The sequence below is a fragment of the Haloferax marinum genome (genome assembly GCF_009674625.1).
GTDB lineage: Archaea > Halobacteriota > Halobacteria > Halobacteriales > Haloferacaceae > Haloferax > Haloferax marinum.
This window is the reverse complement of record NZ_WKJQ01000001.1, coordinates 568866-589290: the sequence shown is the minus strand read 5'-3', so window position 1 is coordinate 589290 and position 20425 is coordinate 568866. Positions and strand designations below refer to the sequence as shown.

Below are 20425 nucleotides of genomic sequence, written 5' to 3'. Positions count from 1 at the left end.
CGACGTTCCGACCCGAGAGACGAGACCGAAAACAGAGTTTTCCATTTTCACACGGTGAGCGACTGCACCGGGACGTTCAGAGCGTGCCGTCTCGACCCATCTGCCGAAGTTCGGCCGCACGCGCCTCGATTTTCTCCCACTCGTCGTCGTCTTTCCTGTCGACGTGTGAGTACATGAGCCCCATCCGACCCGTCCCTCGAAGCACTGCCTCGTGTCGCTTCAAGAAGTCCCAGTAGAGCGCGTTGAACGGACACGCGTTCTCACCAGTCGTCTTCGAGACGGCGTAGGGACACGACGCGCAGTAGTCAGACATCCTGTTCACGTAGTTTCCGGACGAAGCGTAGGGTTTCGACGAGAGCACGTCGGTGGCGAACGACCCCATACCCACGACGTTCGGCGTCGTTACCCAGTGATACGCGTCCACGAACCCGAGGTGGAACCATCGGTTGAGCGCCTGTGGGTCGACGCCGTAGACGAGTGCGAAGTTCGAAAGCACCATCAGGCGTTCGATGTGGTGGGCGTAGCCGTGGTCGTAGACGTGGCCCACCGCTTCCGAGAGACAGCGCATCTCCGTTTCGCCGGTCCAATACGCCGCTGGAAGCGATGCTGTCTGGTCGAGTTGGTTCGCCTCCGCCAACTCGGGCATCGACCGCCGGTACACGTGTCGCATGAACTCGCGCCAGCCGACGACTTGCCGGACGAAGCCTTCGACGCTGTTGAGCGGTGCCTTCCCGTCTCTGTACGCAGTCTCGACGGCGGTGACGACCTCGTGGGGAGTGAGCAAGCCGAGGTTGATGGCGGCCGACAGCAGTGAGTGACAGAGCGCCCACTCGCCGCCGACCATCGCATCCTGGTACGGACCGAAGTCGGCGAGTCGGTTCTCGACGAAGTGGTCGAGGGCCCGTCTGGCCTCGTCACGGGTCACCGGCCAGACGAACTCGTCGGCAGAGCCCCACGCATCGGGATACCGTTCTTGGACGAATTCGACGACCTCCTCGGTTACGTCGTCAGGGAGGAACCGCGGCGCAGAGGGCGGTGTCCAATCGCCGGGTGGTGTCTCCCGGTTCTGGTCGTCGTAGTTCCACTCACCGCCGGCCGGGTCGTCGCCGTCCATCAGGATACCCGTCTCCCGGCGGACGTGTCGGTACCAGTGTTCTTGCCGATAGGACTCCGTGTCGCCCGCCCAGGCGTCGAACTCGGCAGGTGTCGTGAGAAACAGGTCGTTTTCGACGAGCGTGAGCGACCCGCCACGGGATTCGACGAGGTGTCGAAATCGTTCGCCTGCACCGTGACTCGGCGGGTCCATCACGACGAGGTCTGCACCGGGTACAGCGTCGTAGAATCGGTCCAGGCCGGCGGCGAACGTCTCGGCTTGGATGTACGTCACCTCGTAGCCCCGCTCTCGAAGTTCGTCTCTGAAGTGGCGCATCGCGGAGAACACCAGCACCAGTTTCTGCGGGTGATACGGCAGTCGCTCACCGAAGTTGTGCGCCTCTATCATGAGCACGTGGTCCTCGTGCTGGAGTGGCGTCGTCTCCGGGTTGAGTTGGTCACCGAGGACCCAGACGGTCATCTGCGTTCGCCCGGTTGCGGGTCGACGTGTGCAGGGGCCATAAGGTTCGAAATCGGTCGGTCGTCGAGCCATTCGACGAGGTGGACGAGTTGGTCTGTGGCCGCCTCGAACAGTTTCGCGCCCGCTTCGGGAGTCGCGTCGGTCTGGTCACCGAAGACGCCGTTCTCCGAGTTCTCGATTGCGTCGTAGAACGTTCGTGCCCCGTGTTCGCGGAGGTGGTCGCTGGAGAGGTCGACGACGCCGCCATCCCGAGCGTCCGTCAATCGGTCGTCTCTGACGAGGTCACGTGCGATGTGCATTATCATCGCCGTCTCCTTCGGTCCGCCGTGTGGACCTGGGTGGTCGAACAGTTCTCTGACGAGGTCCGGAATCGACTCGTCCCACATCCACTCGATGGCGTACATCGTCCCGTCGTCGCGGAGTCGCCGACCGACCTCTCGGAGGTGCTGGACGTTGCCGCCGTGGGCGTTGACGAACACGACGCGGTCGATGCCGTGGTACGCGAGATTTCGCGTCATCGACTCGACGTAGTCGCGGAACTGCGGGGCGTCTACCCACATCGTCCCGTGGAACTGGCGGTGATGTGGACTCACGCCGACGTTCACTGTCGGGGTACAGAGATGGCCGGTTCGCTCGGTCGCGGCGCGTGCCAACGACTCGGCGATGAGGTGGTCGGTGGCGAGCGGAAGGTGTGGCCCGTGTTGTTCTGTCGAACCGAGTGGAACGACGGCCAGCGACGATTCTGCGACGTACTCACCGAGTTCCGGCCACGTCTGGTCCGCGATGTACATGCAGGTCACGAGGGGGCGACACGTAAAGAAAGTAAACCGTCTGACGAGAGCCGAGAGGAGTTACTTCTCTTGGGAGCGCAGTTCGATACGGCGAATCTTCCCCGACGACGTCTTCGGCAGTTCGTCGACGAACTCGATTTCGCGCGGGTACTTGTACGGTGCCGTCTCCTGTTTCATGAAGTCCTGTAACTCGTCGACGAGTTCGTCAGAACCCTCGTAGCCGTCGACGAGGACGACGAACGCCTTGACGATGCTGCCACGTTCGTCGTGCGGACTGGCGACGGCGGCGGCCTCTGCGACCGCGTCGTGCGAGACGAGTGCGTCTTCGACTTCGAACGGGCCGATGCGGTAGCCAGACGAGATGATGATGTCGTCGGCGCGGCCTTCGAAGAAGAAGTAGCCGTCTTCGTCTCGGGAGGCGAGGTCACCCGTGCGGTAGTAGTCGCCGGAGAACGTCTTCTCGTCGAGGTGCGGCTTGTTGTAGTAGCCGTCGAAGATACCCGGACAACCGACGGGGATGGCGATTTCTCCGATTTCGCCGTCGGCGACTTCGTTCTCGTCTTCGTCGATGATGGTGGTGCCGAGACCCGGTGTTGGCTTGCCCATGCTGCCAGGCTTCACGTCGATTCCGGGGTAGTTCGTGAGGAGCGCCACCGTCTCGGTCTGGCCGTAGCCGTCGCGGGGGATGACGTCGAACGCTTCGCGGAACGCTTCGATGGGTTCGCGGTTGAGCGGTTCGCCGGCAGAGAGCACTTCCTTCAGCGCGAGGTCGTACGAGCCGAGGTCACGCTGTGCGAACATCCGGTACTGCGTCGGGACCGCACAGAGGCGAGTGACGCCTTCTTCTTCCATGATTTCGAGGAAGGTGTCGGGTTCGAAGTCGCCGCGGTAGACGAACTGTGTCGCACCCGTGGTCAGGCCGACGCCGACGGGACTCCAGAACCACTTCGCCCATCCGGTTCCGGTCGTCGCCCAGAGGAGTTCGTCCGACAGGTCGTCGTCGGCCGTGACGCCCCACCAGTAGGGTGCGTTGATGAGTTCGAAGCAGCGCATCCAGCGGTGGCGGTGGCGAACTGGTTTGGGTTGGCCGGTCGTCCCGGAGGTGTAGTTGATAGACATCGGGTCTTCGGCCTTCAGTTCGGGGCCGTCGTGTTCACCCGACTCCCCGTCGACGAGTTCGGAAAATTGGGTCCAGCCGTCGGCCTCACCACCGACGACGACGAAGTTCTCGAGCGGGGTGTCGTCGCGGACGTCGTCGACCATATCGACGAGCGACTGGTGGACGACGGCCGTCGTCGCCGCACAGTCGTTGGCGCGGAACTCGATATCTTTCGGCTTGAGCATCGACGAACTCGGGACCAGCAGTGCGCCGCGCTTGAGCGCACCCAGTTGGACGGCGAAGACGTCGGGGTGTCGCGGGAGAAGATGAATGACGCGGTCACCCTTGTCGACGCCCATCGATTCGAGCGCGTTCGCGAATCGGTTCATGTCCTGTCGGAGGTCGTCGTAGGTCCGTTCGTCCCGTCCACCCTCGTCGTCGCGGAACTTCAGCGCGACGCGGTCACCGAACGAGTCTGCGTGCGATTCGATAACTGCGGGGATGTTGTACTCCTCGGGAATATCCCACTCGAACGATTCCAATTCAGCCTCGTAATCGACTTCCATGACTCGACAGACAAAGTAGACTGTAATAATAGTTCGTCCGCGTTTGTACGGAGTGTCTGACCGCTGTCAGGCCATCGGAGAGCCTTCTTGCGGTCCTTCGTCGGGAGCGGCCATGCTCTCGTCGCCTTCGTCAGCGGATTCACCGCGCAGGGCCAGCGCGAACGCGCCGAGCCCCACGAGGAGGACGACGAAGTCGATGACGCCGCCGAGTGGGACGAAGTCCAAGAGCGCTAGGATGAACAGGCCACCGAACAGCGCCACCCAGCGGTTTTCGTAGTCCGCGAGCGACAGTAACCACGTCCCGAGGACGAGCGCACCGTAGATGCTCGCTACCCAGAGCACCAGGAGGAATCCAACGCCGCCAGCGAACGACAGCGGGATGCCGATGATGGTCAGGAGCAAGACGAGCAAGACGATTGGGATGGCGAAGACGAGGAGCAGTCCGACGCCACCACTCCGAACGGCTTTCTTCGTCCCGAGACCCGTCACGCGACGAGCGAAGTTGGGGGCGACGAGGACGATGATTGCGCCGACTACGAAGTTGGCGAGGAGCCAGTAGACCGTGAACACCCATGCGGGGATTACCGGGCCTTCGAACTGGCTAACTGGGACGCCAAAGACGGGCGGGCCGACGATGTTGAGGTCGTCGACTTGCGTCGCACCGCCAGCGATGGTTGCGGCAGAGTCGATAGTCGTCGACGCTGCGTCGTACTCCATCGCACCGCCGACTTGGGCGGTGGGGCCGACGATGAGCGTCTCTGCTCCGACTCTCACGTCACCGACGACGGCTCCGTCGAGTCTGACTTCCCCACCTGCGGCCTCCATCGTCCCGCCGATAGTGGCGGTGTCGCGGACGAGGATGGCACCTGCGGCGAGGTTCACGTCACCACCGACGGTCCCGCCGATAGTCACGCTCCCTGCGACGCCTTCGAGCATTCCAGTCACCTCGCCGGTTTCCGTCACGACGACGCTACCTGCTGCAACGGATACGTCGCCGTCGACCGTCCCGGCGATGATGACCGAGCCACCGGTCGCTTCTAAATCACCGGTGTAGGTCTCGCCTTCACCGATGACGATAGCACCGCCAGTCGGCGGGGCTTGTTGTGCAGTCACCACGCCCGCGACAGACCCAATTACGAGGACTGTGAGGACGATGGCGACGAGTTTGGTTCTACTGAACATCGGAATCACCGAGGCTTTGCCTCAAATTTATGATACAACTCGTGAGAGCATAAACAGGCATAGTAGGTCTCTAACAGGGAGAATCGGCCAGATTACGGGAACGTACCGATTCAGAGAACACCGAACCTTCCGGTTCGTTCACCTTTTTGCCTCCTCCCAGTGTGGGCTTCGCCATGGAGTATACGACACTTGGTGACACGGGGATGGAAGTCTCGCGTATCTGCCTCGGGTGCATGAGTTTCGGCACGTCAGGCTGGCGCGAGTGGGTCTTAGACGAAGACGCAGGACTCGAACTGGTGGACCGCGCCATCGACCTCGGTATCAACTTCTTCGACACGGCGAACATGTACTCAGACGGCGAGTCCGAACGCGTCCTCGGGAAGGCACTGGAGGGACGCCGAGACGAGATGGTCGTCGCCTCGAAAGTCTACTTCCAGATGGACGACGACGACCCGAACTCGGGTGGCCTCTCGCGGAAGGCAATCGAGCAGGAACTCGACAACTCACTCGGCCGTCTCGGGATGGACACGCTCGACTTGCTGCAGATTCACCGCTGGGATTACGACACACCCATCGAGACGACGATGCGCGCCCTCGACGACGCGATTCGACGGGGGAAGACCCGATACGTCGGCGGGTCGTCGATGTGGGCCCACCAGTTCGCCGACGCACAGCACACTGCGGATTCGCTCGGTCTCGACCGCTTTGCGACCATGCAGAACCACTACAACCTGCTCTACCGCGAGGAGGAACGCGAGATGCTCCCGCTCTGTGACGAACAGAACGTCGGCGTCATCCCGTGGTCGCCGCTCGCCCGTGGCTATCTCACTCGCCCACACGAGGAGTTCGACGCGACGAAACGTGGCGAGACCGACCAACTCGCCATGGGCCACCCCTACTTCGAGGGCGGCGGGCGAGAAGTAAACGAGCGCGTGCAAGAACTGGCCGACGAGAAGGGCGTGAAGATGGCCCAAATCGCACTCTCGTGGGTGCTGCACAAAGACTGGGTCGACGCACCAATCGTCGGAACGACGAGCATCGAACACCTCGAAGACGCCGTCGAAGCCCTCGATATCAAACTCTCGGACTCCGATATCGACTACCTCGAAGAGCCCTACGAACCAGTCCGCGTCTCCGGTCACGAATAGGGGAACACACTTTACGCCCGATAGAGAGATTCGACCGTGCACTCCCGACTCGTCACCGTCGCCCGAGACGACCCCGAACGGGCGGTCCTCGGATTCGAGTTGGTCCTCGCGGCGGCGACGTTGCTCGGCGTCGCGTTGACACTCGTCTCACCGCTCGTCGAATCGCGGTCGCTCGTAGATGTCGGCCTTCCGATTGCGATGGTCTCGATTTCGGTTCTGACCGTCACGTCGTTGCTGGCGGGGTCGCGACGAATCGTCCGTCTCGTCACCGGGCGCGGCGGCCTGAGTATCGAGTCGTTCTGGCGGATGCTCGAAGTGATGTTCGCCTTCTTCGTCGCTGGTATCGTCGCGCTCGCGATACACCTCGGACAGTACGCACAGGACGTTCCGAACCCACGAGGTGGCGGTGGCGTGACGGTCGGCCTCTTTCTCGCGTTCGTCCTCGCGGGCGTCGGCCTCGCGGTCATCGTCTGTCTTCGGGGGATGTGGCGGGTCGTCGACGCCGAACTTCAGTCTGCACTCAGTGGTGTCTGAGTCTCACGTGACGAGTCGAGACGTTTGACCGCCCGGAGCGCGACGAGTGCGATTGCAACCTCTGCGAATCCGACGACGAGGAACGACGGTAGGTAGCCAACCACGTCGGCGACGACGCCACCGACGATGAATCCAGTGAGAAAGCCGAGACTTCCGAACACGTTGAACCCGCCGAGTGCGGCACCCCGTTCTCCAGCAGGTGCGAGGTCGGTCACGAGCGCCATCGTCGCCGGGGCAACCAGCGCACCGAACACGCCGACGACGACCATCAATCCTGCCGCGAGTTCGAGCGTCGGTGCGAGGCCGACGGCGACGATAGCGATTCCGTAGCTTATCGACCCGACGACGACGGGGGTGAACCGCCCGATTCTGTCAGAGAGCGACCCGAACGGGTACTGGAGGACTGCGAAAGGGACGAAAAAGAGTGCGAGCACTGCGCCCGCGGTGGCAGCATCGACACCGAACGTCTCACGGAAGTAGAAGACGCCGACGAGCGCGAAGAAGCCGGCAGTCATCCGGTCGATAAAGCCGAAGGCGTAGGGGATTCCGAACACCGGTCGCGCGACCAGCTTTCGGAGCACCGTCGAGATACTCACGCGAACCGTGTCGGGCGCTCTGTCTGGGACTGTAGCAACGAGGATAGCGACGCCGACGAGGACGGCCCCAGCAGCGTAGAGTGGTGCGAGTGGGTCGAGCGTCGAGAGTCGGCCACCAACGACAGACCCGATGGCGGCACCGAGTCCGATGGCGATTCCCGCCGCACCCATGTTTCGGCCGTTCCCACCCGCGAGGTCGGCGAGCATCGTAATCGACAGCGAGAACGCACCGATGGTCATCGCGCCACCGAACAGTCGGACCACGAGCGCGACACCAAACGACGTGGTGAGAGTCGGAAGCACGGCGAGTACCAGATAGCTCGCTGCGCCGCCGAGTGCGCCGAGGACGATGAGCGAGGTCCGCCTGCCGAGTGCGTCCGACGCGGCACCCCACACGCTGGCGAAGGCGACGAAGGCGGCGAACTCCGCGACGAGGAACAGCATCCCCGCTGCGATGTCGCCACTGCCGCCGAGTGCCGAGACGAGGTCAGCGACGCCTGGGTAGAGTAACACCTGCGAGATGAGGACGCCCCAGACGGCGAGGGCGAGCGTCACTCGCTCACGACGTGTCGCATCCATATACAGGACGTAGAAACTCGGTCGAAATAGCACTATCTCTGTGGGGTCGCCAGACTCGAGAACACCCGGCGAGTGTGGAGCGTCCGGTAACGGGGCGTTAGGCCTCTCGAAGGGCAGTCAAGTCGTCGATGAGCGTCTGTTCGTCCGGTTGGTTGCCACGATAGGTTCGCTCGACGTAGCCGTCGCCGTTGACGAGCATCACGAGGCCGAGGTGGGTGAACATGTAGTTCCCCTCCTCGTTCGGTTCGTTCTTCTGGAAGAAGACGCCGAACTGGTCTTCGACCACGGATTTCGCTTCGGCCTCGTCTTCGGTTCGAAGGAAGTGCCAGTTGCCGGCGTCCATATCGACGTTCATCTGGTCTGCTTCCTTCTCGAAGGCCGCCGCGTCGTCGCGGGCGGGGTCGAACGTGATGGGGTAGAACGACACGTCGTCTGCGTAGCCTTCGGTGATGGAGTGAATCTGCACCTCACGGAGGGCACTGATGAGGACCGGACAGACGGTCATACAGTTCGTAAAGAAGAACGTGTGGAAGTGTGGCTCGTCGATATCGCGGACCGCAACCTCGGTGCCGTAGAGCGGGTCGGTGAGCGTCACGTCGGGGACTTGCTGTCCCCAGGCAGGGTACGGGAGGTCCTCACTCGAAACGTCGTTTTCGCGGTCTGGTTTGGAGAGCGAGACGTTTGGATTACCGCCGCCGAGACACCCTGCGAGACCGACTGCCGCGCCCGAACCGACAGCGCGGAGATAGGTTCGTCGCTTCATCATCGACTCTATCAGTTACAAGGTAAAATGCCGTTTGGTGTGCGCTCAGTGCGTCCAGCCGTTCGATTTCGGTTCGAGAGGTGAACCACTCTCACGGCACGAACATCAGAACGGACTTGCCGCAGAAGTCCTAACTCGAGGTATGTTCGACGGGTCTCCGTCCCGCCGGGAGTTTCTGAAAGCCGCCGTCGCGACGGGCGGAGCAGCGGCGCTCTCGGCCTGCCTCGACAGCGCACCAGACGAACCCGTACCGGCCGGAACCGACGACTTCGACTCGCTTCCGGCGAGTCAGCACGCGTGGAACGACGCCTGCCAGACCGACGAGTACGGGAACGTCGAACTGCCTCGCCATCAGGTGCTTCTCTACGTCGAGTTGACCCGCGAGGGGCCACCGACGGAGTCCGACCGCTCGACCGTCGAAACCGCGTTCCGCGTCCTCGACAGGGCGTACGAGCGAAGTCACGAGGGACTGCTCTGGTCGATTGGGTACTCTCCGCGCTACTTCCAGCGGTTCGACGACCCGCTTCCGGACTCCATCGACCTGCCCGAACCGCGAGCACTCTCACCGTTCGAGACGCCCGATTTCGACCGACAGGACGCACTCGTCCACCTCGCGTCGGACCGAGCGGACGTCGTGCTCGAAGCCGAACAGGCACTCTTCGGTGAGAGAGACGAAGCGAACGGCGTCGAAGTCGATTCCGACCTTTCGGGCGTGTTCACGGTCGATTCACGGCGAACTGGATTCGTCGGTGCTGGCCTTCCAGCGGAGCACCAATCGGATATCAACGGTATCCCGGACGGGAATCCAGTTCCAGAAGAATCACCACTGTTCATGGGGTTCAAAGCCGGGTTCGCCAAGAACCAGGCGACCGAGGAGTACGTCACTATCGACGACGGGCCGTTCGCCGGCGCGACCACGAAACACGTCGCTACCATCCGCCAGCGACTCGCCGACTGGTACGAAGAAGAAGACCAGTACCACCGCATCATGAAGTTGTTCTCGCCGGGACACGCCGAACAGGGATTGGTCGAAGGCATCGGTGAGAATCTCGGTGACGACAGCGGCATCGACGCGATGGTCGACCGAATCCGAGACGACGCCGAGCAGTTTGGACACGTCGGCCACGCACAGAAGGCGGCCCGTGCCAACCGCGACGAAGATGGAAACGTCAAACTCCTTCGACGGCACTTCGAATCGGCCGACGACGGCATCGCTAGCCTGCACTTCCCGTCGCTCCAGCGCGGAATCTCGGAGTTCGAAGCGGTCCGCGAGGCGATGAACGGCACCGACTTGACCGACATCCCGACCATCCGCCAGCGGGTGAGCAACGGGATTCTGGAGTATCTCTTCGTCAAACACCGCGGTAACTTCCTCGTCCCACCGCGTCGGATTCGAGCGTTGCCGACGCCGACCGGTGAGGTACCGATTCTGGACGAGTAACGGGAGAAATCGAGACTTCCGAGTTCAGACGTACCCAATGAACGACAGCGCCAGCCAAATCTGCCAGAATCCGGCGAGAATCATCACGACGGCGGCGACTTTCTGCACCGACCCGACGTAGCCTGACAGCGACCGGATTCGGTCACCACCGAGGGCGGCAAGCACCGTCACGAGCGCGAGTGGAAGGGCCGCCGCGGCGGCGTACGCACCGAGTGAGACAGCGGCCTGTGCCGCCGGGAGTGCTAACGACTGCGCGACGACGCCGAGGAAGATTGGAACGACGCACCCTGCAGCAGCGAGGCCGTACACTGCGCCGAAGATACCGAACCCAGTCACCGAAGACCGATATTCGGGGAGGACGACGTGCAGACTCGGTGCTCGCCCAGAGAACATGAGGAGGCCGAAGACGACGAGTGCAGCGCCGACGATTGGTTCGAGGAGAGTGAGTTGCGAGGCGATTCGCCCGCCGACGAGTGCGAGGGCGAGACCGGTAGCCGCGAGGACGACGAGTGCGGCGAGAGAGGCGACACTGCCACGGGTGACTGCCCCTCCGAGGTCGGCCTCGTCACGGGAGAGATAGTACCCGACGTAACCCGGAAGGAGTGGGTACGCGCAGGGTGCGAAGAACGTGGCGACGCCTGCGCTGATAGCGAACGCCAGTGTTCCGGCGAAGGCAGGGTCGAGGCCGAGCATCAGCGAACGGCCTCGATGGCCTCACGAAGGTTCGCTTCGCTCGCGAGTCCGCGATGGGTCCACGTCACTTCTCCATCGGCGTCGAAGACGACGAGATAGGGGAGCCCGCCCGCCCGGACTGCACGCATCAAACTGCTCTCTGGGTCGTGGCCGACGGTCCAGTTTCCATCGTGTTCTGTCCACCAGCCACGGATGTCGTCCATCGTGAGGCCGCCACCGAGTCGCTCGTTCGTCACGGAGACGAAGGCGACGTCGGCACCGAACTCCTCGTGGAGGGTCCGGAGCGACTCCATCTGCGCGACACAGGGGGCGCACCACGTCGCAAAGAGGTCGAGGACGGTCGGCGTCCCCTCGACCGGGATGTGCGTCTCGCCCGCAGACGACCCCTGTGCGTCGAGCGTCTCGACGACGAGCGGGAGGTCGCCCGTATCGGACGATTCAGTAGACTGCTCGGTCGTGTCAGTGGTCGTGACGTCGCTGTTGGACCCCGACGTATCGCTCCCGAGACAGCCAGCGAGGCCGGTTATGCCTGCGCCTGCGAGAACACCGAGTGCGTCGCGCCTATTCACTACTCACCACCTCACAGGCCGCCGGAGAGTGCCGCGTCGGTTTCATACGTATGGATAGGAGAATCTCGACCTATAGAAGCGCTGGTGTCGTGCGCCGAACGTGCGCGAGAGATGGTTTACGAGTCGAATCCGGTTCACCGGACGTTTTCGATGGTGGATTCGAGGGCGTCCCACGTCGGGTTGACCTGGTTGCCGTTTACGAGGATGGTCGGCGTGCCACGGAACCCGCGTTCGTCCGCCGCGTTCGTCCGTTCTGCTTCGAGGAGTGGCCGGAAGCGGTCCCGAGAGGCGGCAGCAGCGATGGAACAGCCGTCGAGTCCAGCGTCGTCTGCGAGTCTTTGCAGTGTCGAGAGTCTCTCGTCTGTGTCACCGCGACGGAACGTAGACTGGTTCTCGTAGAGCGTCTTCGAGAACTGGAAGAACGTCTCGTCGTCTGCTTCGTCCTGTACCTGCCGTGCGGCAGACGCCCCCCGCCAGGACCACCACTCGTCGACCGGGAGCGGGAAGTCGTGGTGTCGATAGCGGACGATTCCTTCGTCGACGTACTCGGTTTGGAGTTTCGGGAGGACTTCGAGGCTGAACGTCGCACAGTGGGGGCACGCGAAGTCTTCCCACCCATCGACGACGACAGTGGCGTCTTCGGGGCCAATCGCCGGGGACGGGAGGGAATCGACTGGTTCACGTTCGGGGACATTACAGCCGAGGTCTTCGACGGTACCGTCGCTGCCGCCGTCAGAACCGCCGAGACAACCTGCGGTTCCGAGCGTCAACGCACCTACTGTGGAGGCGAGATACGCGCGTCGAGTCTGTCGCATACGTTGACGGAGGGATGTGTCGTACTTAGACTCACCGGGGACCGGTGGATAGGTTTCCGTCCCACGCAGAACAATACGACTTAAGAGGCGCGGTGCGTCCTCTGAAGCGTGCCAACCGTCCACTACCGCGGCCGTGAGATATACTGTGAGCGAGGAGCGGTCCTCCGTGACGTGCTCCGAGCGGCCGGTGAGTCTCCTCACAACGGACACTCGACGTGGTTCAACTGTCGCGGTGGCGGGTCGTGTGGAACCTGCGCTGTCTGGGTCGAAGGGCCGGTAACCTACCGGACGAGAAAAGAACGGGTGCGTCTGCGATTACCGCCGCACGACCCGGATTCGAAGCTCCGATTGGCGTGTCAGACGCTCGTGTTGGGCGACCTCACCGTGAAGAAGTATCCGGGGTTTTGGGGCCAACACGTCGGCGAAGAACCAGCGGACTGAGTCGGTACACGACGGCACCGCCGGTAGGCATGGAGACGTACTTTGAGCTACCCGTCTACGACGTAGACAGGCTCTGAGTCACTCGTCTGCAACGTAGACAGGCTCTGAGTTACTCGTCTGCAACGTAGACAGACTCTGAGTTACTCGTCTGCAACGTAGACAGACTCTGAGTTACTCGTCTGCAACGTAGACAGACTCTGAGTTACTCGTCTGCAACGTAGACAGACTCTGAGTTACTCGTCTGCAACGTAGACAGACTCTGAGTTACTCGTCTGCGACGGAGTCGAACCACGCGAAAAGGTCCGCTCGGTCACGAGTGTCGTCGGGGATGTCGTCGACAGAGAACCACCGCGCTGCGGACACTTCACCGTCCGGGTCGTCGGCGACGGGAGTCGAATCGTCGTCAGCGTGAGCCTGGTAAATCGGCATGACTCCCCACGTCCGGTGGCCGTCGCACCGAAGTTCGACCTTGGTCGCCATCGCGAGACCGTCGTACGTCGCGGTGATTCCTGCTTCCTCGTCGAGTTCTCTGCGGGCGGCATCCCGAAAGGTCTCGCCTTCGTCGACACCGCCGCCGGGCAAGACCCACAGGTCGACGCCTTCGTGCCGAACGAGGAGGATTTCGTCGTCGTCGCGGCGGACGACGGTGTGCGCGCCGTACGGCGTCCCGGTCGATTTCACGCGCGACGCCAACGTTCTGAACCGCTCCCGAGAGACGTGTCGGGTGTGGACCGGTTCGAGGAAGTCAGTGTGCGTCCGCTGAAGGCGGTGATACGTCTGTTCGGCCCGCTGTCGTGCCTGGTCAGCAAGAAACCACAAGTTATCGACCGTCATCGAATTCCGTCGGCCGGTCGGTTTGCACGCGGACGCCTCGGCATAGTGGGAGTTAGACGCACCGCCACTAATCGGCTTCGACACTGCGTCGGGACGGTACTGGTTCACAAGCCTCTACGCGCAGGTATCGGTCAGTGATTTCGGCGTCGCGGCCAACCATCGCCCTTTTATTCGGCCGCGCGGAACCTGTGGCTATGAGCTTCGAGAAAGACGACAAAGTCGTCCTGCACGACCAGCACAGTGAGTTCGACGGCGAGACCGGAACGGTCACGCAGGTCATCGAGAGCATGTTCGGTGAACCGACCTACACCATCAGCTTCGACGAAGGCCAGGAAGTCGGCATCGCCGAAGACCAGCTCGAAGCTGTCGAAGAAGACGAAGAGTAACTCGACGACACCGCCGCCTCCGAGAAGACCCTCACAATGCCACGCGTTCCGTTTCACTACATCGACCTTCGAACGTTCTGTTACGAGACAGAAGACGAAAAGCGGGTCGAGGAGGCGCTTCGGACCTTCCTCCCCGACGACTTCGAGGTAGACCGAATAGAGAGTACCGGCCACCACGGCGACCGCATCGTCGTCTTCTCGGCGCGTGCCGAGCGCGCCGACGACGTTCGGCACATCCTCTCGAAGATTCGGGAACTCCCCGACTTCGAGGGCCTCCTCGACGAACTCGACGACCGAGTCACCGATAACACCGAGTTCTTCTTGCGACTCGACAAACAGGCGGCGTTCAAAGGCGAAGCGCGTCGTGGTGGCGGAATCACGCTTCGGGCGAAGGTCGAAGCCTATCCTGCGAAGAAAGAGGCGGCCGTGAAGAACGCCCGAGAAGCACTTCTTGGCGACGAGTAAGCAGCGTCGACCCGGACGCCAGCGTTACTCGTCTTTCCACTTGATAGAACAGCCCTGAGAGGGATACTCCTCGAGTGGAATCTCCTCACCAGCGAGGAGTGCGTCGACTACCTCGCGCATCTCGTAGGCCGACACGTCGTCGTCGGGACTCATCGCGTCGTCGATGCGAGAGTGGAACACGAGTTCGAACCCGTCGCCAGTGTTCTCGAAGAGGAACGGGTCCGGCGTACAGACTGCACCGTACTCCGCCGCGACTTCTTGCGACTCGTCGTACAGATACGCCGTGTACTGGATGGTCCCATCGGAGACGAGTTCTTTCATCCGGTCGAACGAGTCGTCGGGATAGGACTCGGCGTCGTTCGGGTTGATGCCGACGACGGCCAGGTCGTCGTACGACGCCGCGAGATAGTTCAGTTCGTCGAACTTCGCCTTCGCGTACGGACAGTGGTTACACGTGAACACGACGAGAAGGGCGTCGTACTCCGCGAACGACTCCAGTGAGTAGGTTTCGCCGTCGGTTCCCGGAAGCTCGAAATCGGGGGCTTCGTCACCAGTTTCGAGTTCAGAGTCGGATTCGAGTAGTACCATGCGTCGGTGTTGGCCCGCGAGAGACAAAAGCCGTTGGCCCGCGGAATCCATTCGCCATCCGCCGCGGCACGCGACGGGAGTTATTCGACAGAGACGAGGAAGACGGCGAGCACTGCAAACCCGATACCGGCTACCTTTCGAACCGTGACCGGCTCCCCGAGTGCGACGATGCCGACGAGCGACGAGATAGCCAGAAACATCCCGAAGATTGGTGCGACGATAGAGACGGGGCCGAGTGCCAACGCTCGGTAGTACGAGAGGATACCGACTGCCAGACAGACGCCGGCGAAGAGGACGTACGGGAGTTTCGAACTGACGACAGAGTCAGAGACGCTCTGTCCAGAGACGAGGATGACCCCGAGTGTCGCAACGACGAGAATACTGTTTGCGATGAGCGCGGCCACGTCACTCGGAATCTTCCCCTGCCCGGTCGTCGCGATCTTCATCAACGGTGCGACGAGGGAGTATGCACCGAGCGCGACGACGGCCCACGAGATATAGTTCACAGATAGGTCACCATTCCAGTACCCGGTACGTACTGTGTATAGGGTTACGGTTCGATACCGCGAGCGGCCGCGTATTGGACGCACGCATTCAAATACGCTGTTTACCAAATTGTATATCCAAACAATCTGTCTCGGGACATATCTTTATCAAGTATTGCCGCATATAGATAGACATGTCCCAGGAAGTATCCCCCTCGGTCATCGCACACACGTGGGACGACCCGACCCGGTGTCCGTTTTGCCTCGCCGAGTTAGCGAGTGAAGGTGCTGGCTTCATCGACCACATCGACGAGAGTCCAATCTGTCGGCAAGGCTTCGGCATGTGGCGTGACGCCGTTGCCGACGACGTTGGCGGCGAGTGGTCTGGCTGAGTCTGACCTCCACGTCCGACGACTGATTTTTCAAAAAGAGACGTACTCACTCGGGAGTAACGCCGAGTTGCGCCAGCATCTCCACGCCGTCCGTGGTGTTCCACTCTTCGACGACGAGGCCACCGTCGAACCGCATCTCCACGAGGCCCCACATATCGATTTTCCGGTGTGTCGCCGGGATGTCTCCGACAGTTGCCCGCATCGTTCCATCGTGGGTTCCAGTCATGTGGTATCGCCCGAAGACGAACTCGTCTTTCGCCGTCACGTCGAACAGTTCGACGTGGAAGTCGGAGAACGCGTCGTGAGGCATTCGCGCCCAGTCTTTGACTGCCTGCGTTCCGACGGTCTCTTCGATGGCGTTCGCGTGGATTTCGACGAGTGGGTCGTACTCTTCGTCGACGATTTCGTAGTTCCGCTTGTTCCACAGTTCGTCTGCAATTCGGATGCACGAGTCTCTATTCTGTCGTTCTTGGTCAGTCGTTGCGGCCATCTTTCTCACCACTGAGACGTAGGCGGGACGATGGCTTAGTTATCGATTCTTGCAGTCAAGAACGTCCCCGACGAATTGAACACCCGCTCGTCGACCGGTTACGTGAATCACGAGACCCACGACGCGAGCACCGAAAAAGAGTCGCTCACTCGGGTGCGAGTCCGAGCTGGTGCATCAGCGTCATCTGGTCAGTCGCGTTCCACTCTTCCACACAGAGCCCTCCTTCGTAGCGGGCTTCGACGAGGCCCCACATGTCCATCTTTCGGTGGGTTGGTGGCACGTCACCTTGCGGGCTCTCGAGCGGCCCGTCGTGGGTCCCGGTCATACGATACCGTGCGAAGACGCGGTCGTCGACTGCCTGAACGTCGAACAGTTCCACGTGGAAGTCAGAGAACGCTTCGTGGTACCGTTGGACGAACTCTTTTACTGCTTTCGTCCCGACGATATCTGGGTCGGAGAACGTGTGCATCTCGACGAGTGGGTCGTACTCCTCGTCGACGAGTTCGTACTCTCTCTTGTTCCACAGTCTCTCTGCGATTCGAATCGCTGCCTCTCGGTTCTGTTGTTCTCTTTCGGTTATTGTCGCCATCTCGACCACCACTAGAGAGAACGGGAGAGAGCGGCTTAGTTATGTTTTATTTTTGTCAAGAATGTCGGTGGAGGAGATAAGTAGCCACGGGATAGCAGTCAGTGACTATCACGGTGTGGGGGTGCACAAACACACGGGGAAACGTCGGCGGGGTATTCCTGGACAATCTCACTGTGCTCGGTCGCCGGTTCACCGTCAGTCCCCTGCCGTCGCCTTCGGGTTCCGTGCCGACCCATCGACTCGCGCGAGAAGCCACTGCGTGAGTCCGAGCGAGACGACGCCGAGGATGGCGACGACACCGAACGCCACCTGAACGCTCGCGAGGTCGATGAGCGCACCGAACGCAGGTGGGGCGATGGCACCGCCGAGTGAGATACCGATGGTGACGACGGCGAAGTTCTTTCCGAGGTCACTCCGTTCAGAGAGACGGTCTGCGAGCGTCGAGCGTGCCGGTCGAGAGACGCTGATGGTCCCACTGAACGGGAGCACCAAGACGAGCAGTGCGAGCGGGAGCGACCCACTGGCAAGAAGCGTGGCAACACCGGCGAGCGCCGCGTATCCACCGAGTGCGACGTCTCCGGGGCCGATTCGGTCGGTGAGCGACCCTCCGAGGAGGATGGTTCCGGCACCCGTCACGAGCATGCCCGAAACGAGGAGGTTGGCTGTTCCCGGCGTGAGACCGTAGCCATTGGTGAGTAGTTGTGGGGTGTACGTTCTGATGCACCACGCCGCGGCCGACGTGAGAAACGAGAGAACTGCGAGGCCCATCAACCCGGACGCGCGGACGAGTTCGAGAGCACCGCGGCGGATGCCTGTGAGCGATGGTCGAGTCGTCGGCCGGTCTGATTCTTTTGGTTTGGCGATTGCCGACGGGAATCCACGAGCGGTCGGGAGTGCGACGACTGCGAACCCCGCCCCGAGAACGGCGACGATACCGACGACCCAACGCCAGTCGAGGCCAAGCACCCCGAGTCCGGCGGCGATGGCGTACGGGACGGCAAACCCGAGCGACCCACCGAGCGCGTGCAGTGAGTAGGCGCGGCCGCGGTTCGTCTCCGAAGACGCCGTCGCGAGGAGTGGATAGTGTGCAGGATGGTGGCCTGCGATTCCGACGCCGAGAAGCGCCTGAGAGGCAAGAAGCCAGTAGTACGAGGGGGCCACGGCCGTCGCGGCGATTCCGAGCGTCCCGACGACGAGCGAGATAGTGAGGACGGCCGTCCGACTCCTCGTATCCGAGAGGTAGCCAAATGGGAGTTGCAGGAGCGTCACGACGGCCCCCTGAACGCCGATAGCCAGACCGACTGCAGCGATGCTCACGTCGAACTCTGCGGCGACTGCGCCGATGACTGGCGCGAGCGCGACCAGGTATGCGTGATTGACGACGTGGGACCCGGCGACCAGGCCCACGACCCGACGTTCCTGCGTCTCCGTCACGACTGAGTACTCTGAGTCAACCGTGAAAAGCACGCCGTCCGCGGCGAGTCACACCGTCTCGGTGCCAGCACTCGACAGTTACCGCCGGCCGCGACGTTCCCCACCGAGGCGCGCTCCCAGCCACAGCGTCGCGAACGAGTCGAAGAAGTCGTCGCCGGTGTTCACGAGTTCTCGCTCGACATCGAGGATGCGACATCGGTCGTCGATAGCGTCGAGGTGGTTCCGGAGTCGCTCGTCGTACCGCCTTGCGGCGGTCCCTCCGAAGTACGTCCGTCGAGTCGCGTCGGACTCGGGGTCTTCGAAGATGGCGTCTCCCGTCGTCGACGGCCCGAGTTCTTCGGGTGTCAACACCTGGGCGACGAGGACGTCGTTGCGAGCGAGCGCACCGAGTCCGTCGGCAATCTCGTCGGGGTCGAACAGCAAGTCGCTGATGACCAAGACGAGCGACCGCGAGTGAATCGTGTCGGCGTACGATTCGAGTGCCGCTTTGAAGTCACCGTCACCGGACGGTGTCGTCTCGTTGAGGTAGTCTACGAGTCGGAGGACCTCTCCCTGTGTCGAGGTGTCGATGTCGATTCGAGTCGTCTCCTCGTCGACGAGTGAGAATTTGAAGTCGTTGTGGTCTTCGGCGGTCAGGTGACAAAAGCCCAGTCCGAGTTTGGCACCGTACTCGAATTTGTTCTGTTCGTCTGCGCCGAAGTCCATCGACGCCGTCGCGTCGAGGAGGACGTGGACTGTCAGGTTTCGCTCTGCTTCGAACCGCTTGATGAACAGTTCTTCCGTCCGGGCGAAGACGCGCCAGTCGATGAGTCTCGGGTCGTCGCCGGGGACGTATCGCCGGTAGTCACTGAAGGTGAGTCCCTCACCCACGTCTTGGGACTGTTGGTCGCCTTCGACCGGAGCGTTCGACGCACGCTTCAACGAGGTGTCGAACCGGTCGAGTTCGTCGAGAAACTCGGGGTCTATCATTCGAGGAGTCGTGCGACGACGTCGTCGGGTGTGAGTCCCTCTCGTTCCGCCCGGAAGTCGAGGATGATGCGGTGGCGAATGACCGGGGCGGCCATCTCGGTCACGTCTTCCCACGAGACGTGTGTGCGACCGTGGACGAACGCGCGCGCCTTCGCTGCGAGGACGAGCGCCATGCTCGCTCGGGGACTGGCACCGAACTCGATGGCTTCGTCTTCGCGCGTCCGACGGACCAGTTCGATGACGCCGTCGCGGATGTCGTCTGCGATGGGGACTTGCCGGACGAGTTGCTGTGCCGCCAACAGGTGTTCGTGAGAGAGGACACGCTCGACGTCCGGGACTTTCTCGCCTTCGGCGTACTTCTTGACGATGGTCCGTTCGTCTTCGAACGACGGGTAGTCCACGACGATTTTCATCAGGAAGCGGTCGGTCTGTGCCTCCGGAAGCGGGTACGTGCCACCCTGGTCGATTGGGTTCTGCGTCGCGAGGACGAAGAACGGTTTCGGAAGCGTGTAGGTTTGCCCGGCGGCAGTGACCTGCTTTTCTTGCATCGCTTCGAGAAGCGCCGACTGGGTCTTCGGCGTCGCCCGATTGATTTCGTCCGCGAGGACGACGTTCGCGAAGATTGGCCCGCGTTCGAAGACGAACTCACGGCCGTCGGTCGTCTCACGGATAATCTCGGTCCCGGTGATGTCGGATGGCATCAAGTCGGGCGTGTTCTGAATGCGTGAAAACTGCAGGTCGGTCGCTGCCGCGAGGGTGCGAACGAGTGTCGTCTTCCCGAGACCAGGGTTCGATTCGAGGAGTGCGTTTCCGTCACAGAGAACACAGACGAGGAGTCGTTCGACCACGTCGTCCTGTCCGATGATGCGTTTTCCGACCTCGTCTCGAACTGCCGAGACGCTCTCTTGGAGGTCTTCGATACGCAGGTCAGAGAGGTCGAACTCTTCTGATTCGGGGTCGGTCGATAGCATCGAGTCGGCGTCGTCTCCGGGGTTCCAGGTGT

General features: G+C 62.0%; 24 protein-coding genes. 7 read left to right on the top strand and 17 right to left on the bottom strand.

Features of this window, described 5'->3' with window-relative positions; translation table 11 throughout:
• Window positions 1-76: 76 nt before the first annotated feature.
• The 4 genes from GJR99_RS03005 to GJR99_RS02990 all read right to left on the bottom strand — a co-directional run bounded on the left by GJR99_RS03005 (window position 77) and on the right by GJR99_RS02990 (window position 5211).
• Window positions 77-1573, bottom strand: a complete 1497-nt coding sequence (locus GJR99_RS03005; RefSeq protein ID WP_151109192.1) for a cryptochrome/photolyase family protein — start codon at window positions 1571-1573, stop codon at window positions 77-79.
• The gene (locus tag GJR99_RS03000) at window positions 1570-2364 is read right to left on the bottom strand and encodes a creatininase family protein (protein WP_151109191.1); all 795 of its coding nucleotides are present in this window, start codon (window positions 2362-2364) and stop codon (window positions 1570-1572) included. Before GJR99_RS03000 ends, GJR99_RS03005 begins: the two co-directional genes overlap by 4 nt.
• Before the next feature lie 60 nt (window positions 2365-2424).
• Window positions 2425-4029, bottom strand: coding sequence for an acyl-CoA synthetase (locus GJR99_RS02995; RefSeq protein WP_151109190.1), 1605 nt, complete (start codon window positions 4027-4029; stop codon window positions 2425-2427).
• 66 nt (window positions 4030-4095) lie between these two features.
• Window positions 4096-5211 carry a bactofilin family protein gene (locus GJR99_RS02990; RefSeq protein ID WP_151109189.1) on the bottom strand — a complete coding sequence of 372 codons (1116 nt, stop codon included), beginning with the start codon at window positions 5209-5211 and terminating at the stop codon, window positions 4096-4098.
• A gap of 173 nt (window positions 5212-5384) precedes the next feature.
• Here GJR99_RS02990 and GJR99_RS02985 point away from each other — a divergent pair, with 173 nt between their 5' ends.
• Window positions 5385-6359 (top strand): aldo/keto reductase, encoded by a 975-nt coding sequence (locus GJR99_RS02985; RefSeq protein WP_151109188.1) that lies wholly within the window; start codon window positions 5385-5387, stop codon window positions 6357-6359.
• 36 nt (window positions 6360-6395) lie between these two features.
• Complete coding sequence (locus tag GJR99_RS02980) at window positions 6396-6893, top strand: hypothetical protein (RefSeq protein ID WP_151109187.1); 498 nt, start codon at window positions 6396-6398, stop codon at window positions 6891-6893.
• Here GJR99_RS02980 and GJR99_RS02975 read toward each other — a convergent pair.
• Entirely contained in the window at window positions 6869-8068 is a 1200-nt protein-coding gene (locus GJR99_RS02975) for an MFS transporter (RefSeq protein WP_151109186.1), read from the bottom strand. The two genes, GJR99_RS02980 and GJR99_RS02975, sit on opposite strands and share 25 nt — an antisense overlap.
• Window positions 8069-8165: 97 nt before the next feature.
• A complete protein-coding gene (locus GJR99_RS02970) occupies window positions 8166-8831 on the bottom strand; it encodes an SCO family protein (RefSeq protein WP_151109185.1) in 666 nt (221 codons plus the stop codon).
• 142 nt (window positions 8832-8973) lie between these two features.
• Between GJR99_RS02970 and GJR99_RS02965 the strand changes: the two genes are divergently transcribed.
• Window positions 8974-10272, top strand: coding sequence for a DUF7405 family protein (locus tag GJR99_RS02965; RefSeq protein WP_151109184.1), 1299 nt, complete (start codon window positions 8974-8976; stop codon window positions 10270-10272).
• Between the two features lie 24 nt (window positions 10273-10296).
• On the opposite strand, the gene GJR99_RS02960 is transcribed toward GJR99_RS02965, so the two are convergent.
• The 3 genes from GJR99_RS02960 to GJR99_RS02950 all read right to left on the bottom strand — a co-directional run bounded on the left by GJR99_RS02960 (window position 10297) and on the right by GJR99_RS02950 (window position 12349).
• On the bottom strand, window positions 10297-10965 hold the full coding sequence (locus GJR99_RS02960; RefSeq protein WP_151109183.1) for a cytochrome c biogenesis CcdA family protein: 669 nt from the start codon (window positions 10963-10965) through the stop codon (window positions 10297-10299).
• A complete protein-coding gene (locus GJR99_RS02955; protein ID WP_151109182.1) occupies window positions 10965-11534 on the bottom strand; it encodes a TlpA family protein disulfide reductase in 570 nt (189 codons plus the stop codon). The genes GJR99_RS02960 and GJR99_RS02955 overlap by 1 nt, the downstream gene beginning before the upstream one ends.
• 134 nt (window positions 11535-11668) lie before the next feature.
• Complete coding sequence (locus GJR99_RS02950) at window positions 11669-12349, bottom strand: DsbA family protein (protein ID WP_151109181.1); 681 nt, start codon at window positions 12347-12349, stop codon at window positions 11669-11671.
• Between the two features lie 108 nt (window positions 12350-12457).
• Between GJR99_RS02950 and GJR99_RS02945 the strand changes: the two genes are divergently transcribed.
• Complete coding sequence (locus tag GJR99_RS02945) at window positions 12458-12790, top strand: 2Fe-2S iron-sulfur cluster-binding protein (RefSeq protein ID WP_151109180.1); 333 nt, start codon at window positions 12458-12460, stop codon at window positions 12788-12790.
• 264 nt (window positions 12791-13054) lie between these two features.
• Here GJR99_RS02945 and GJR99_RS02940 read toward each other — a convergent pair whose 3' ends face one another.
• On the bottom strand, window positions 13055-13624 hold the full coding sequence (locus GJR99_RS02940) for an NUDIX hydrolase (protein WP_151109179.1): 570 nt from the start codon (window positions 13622-13624) through the stop codon (window positions 13055-13057).
• Between the two features lie 194 nt (window positions 13625-13818).
• Between GJR99_RS02940 and GJR99_RS02935 the strand changes: the two genes are divergently transcribed.
• Entirely contained in the window at window positions 13819-14010 is a 192-nt protein-coding gene (locus GJR99_RS02935; RefSeq protein WP_151109178.1) for a DUF1918 domain-containing protein, read from the top strand.
• Window positions 14011-14046: 36 nt separating this feature from the next.
• Complete coding sequence (locus GJR99_RS02930; RefSeq protein ID WP_151109177.1) at window positions 14047-14475, top strand: RNA-binding protein; 429 nt, start codon at window positions 14047-14049, stop codon at window positions 14473-14475.
• A 24-nt stretch (window positions 14476-14499) separates the two neighbouring features.
• Here GJR99_RS02930 and GJR99_RS02925 read toward each other — a convergent pair whose 3' ends face one another.
• Both GJR99_RS02925 and GJR99_RS02920 read right to left on the bottom strand, forming a co-directional pair.
• Window positions 14500-15063, bottom strand: coding sequence for a thioredoxin family protein (locus tag GJR99_RS02925; RefSeq protein ID WP_151109176.1), 564 nt, complete (start codon window positions 15061-15063; stop codon window positions 14500-14502).
• Window positions 15064-15143: 80 nt separating this feature from the next.
• Window positions 15144-15569, bottom strand: a complete 426-nt coding sequence (locus GJR99_RS02920; RefSeq protein WP_151109175.1) for an EamA family transporter — start codon at window positions 15567-15569, stop codon at window positions 15144-15146.
• Window positions 15570-15742: 173 nt separating this feature from the next.
• On the opposite strand from GJR99_RS02920, the gene GJR99_RS02915 reads away from it, so the two are divergent.
• Window positions 15743-15940 (top strand): DUF7501 family protein, encoded by a 198-nt coding sequence (locus GJR99_RS02915; RefSeq protein WP_151109174.1) that lies wholly within the window; start codon window positions 15743-15745, stop codon window positions 15938-15940.
• A gap of 46 nt (window positions 15941-15986) precedes the next feature.
• Here the strand turns inward: GJR99_RS02915 and GJR99_RS02910 are convergent, their stop codons facing one another.
• The 5 genes from GJR99_RS02910 to GJR99_RS02890 form a co-directional block, all read right to left on the bottom strand.
• Window positions 15987-16430, bottom strand: coding sequence for an ester cyclase (locus GJR99_RS02910; protein ID WP_151109173.1), 444 nt, complete (start codon window positions 16428-16430; stop codon window positions 15987-15989).
• Window positions 16431-16575: 145 nt separating this feature from the next.
• Window positions 16576-17019 carry an ester cyclase gene (locus GJR99_RS02905; protein ID WP_151109172.1) on the bottom strand — a complete coding sequence of 148 codons (444 nt, stop codon included), beginning with the start codon at window positions 17017-17019 and terminating at the stop codon, window positions 16576-16578.
• 195 nt (window positions 17020-17214) lie between these two features.
• Entirely contained in the window at window positions 17215-18453 is a 1239-nt protein-coding gene (locus GJR99_RS02900; protein WP_151109171.1) for an MFS transporter, read from the bottom strand.
• 78 nt (window positions 18454-18531) lie between these two features.
• Window positions 18532-19422, bottom strand: coding sequence for a DUF58 domain-containing protein (locus GJR99_RS02895; protein WP_151109170.1), 891 nt, complete (start codon window positions 19420-19422; stop codon window positions 18532-18534).
• The gene (locus GJR99_RS02890) at window positions 19419-20393 is read right to left on the bottom strand and encodes an AAA family ATPase (protein WP_151113822.1); all 975 of its coding nucleotides are present in this window, start codon (window positions 20391-20393) and stop codon (window positions 19419-19421) included. The genes GJR99_RS02895 and GJR99_RS02890 overlap by 4 nt, the downstream gene beginning before the upstream one ends.
• Between the last annotated feature and the right edge of the window lie 32 nt (window positions 20394-20425).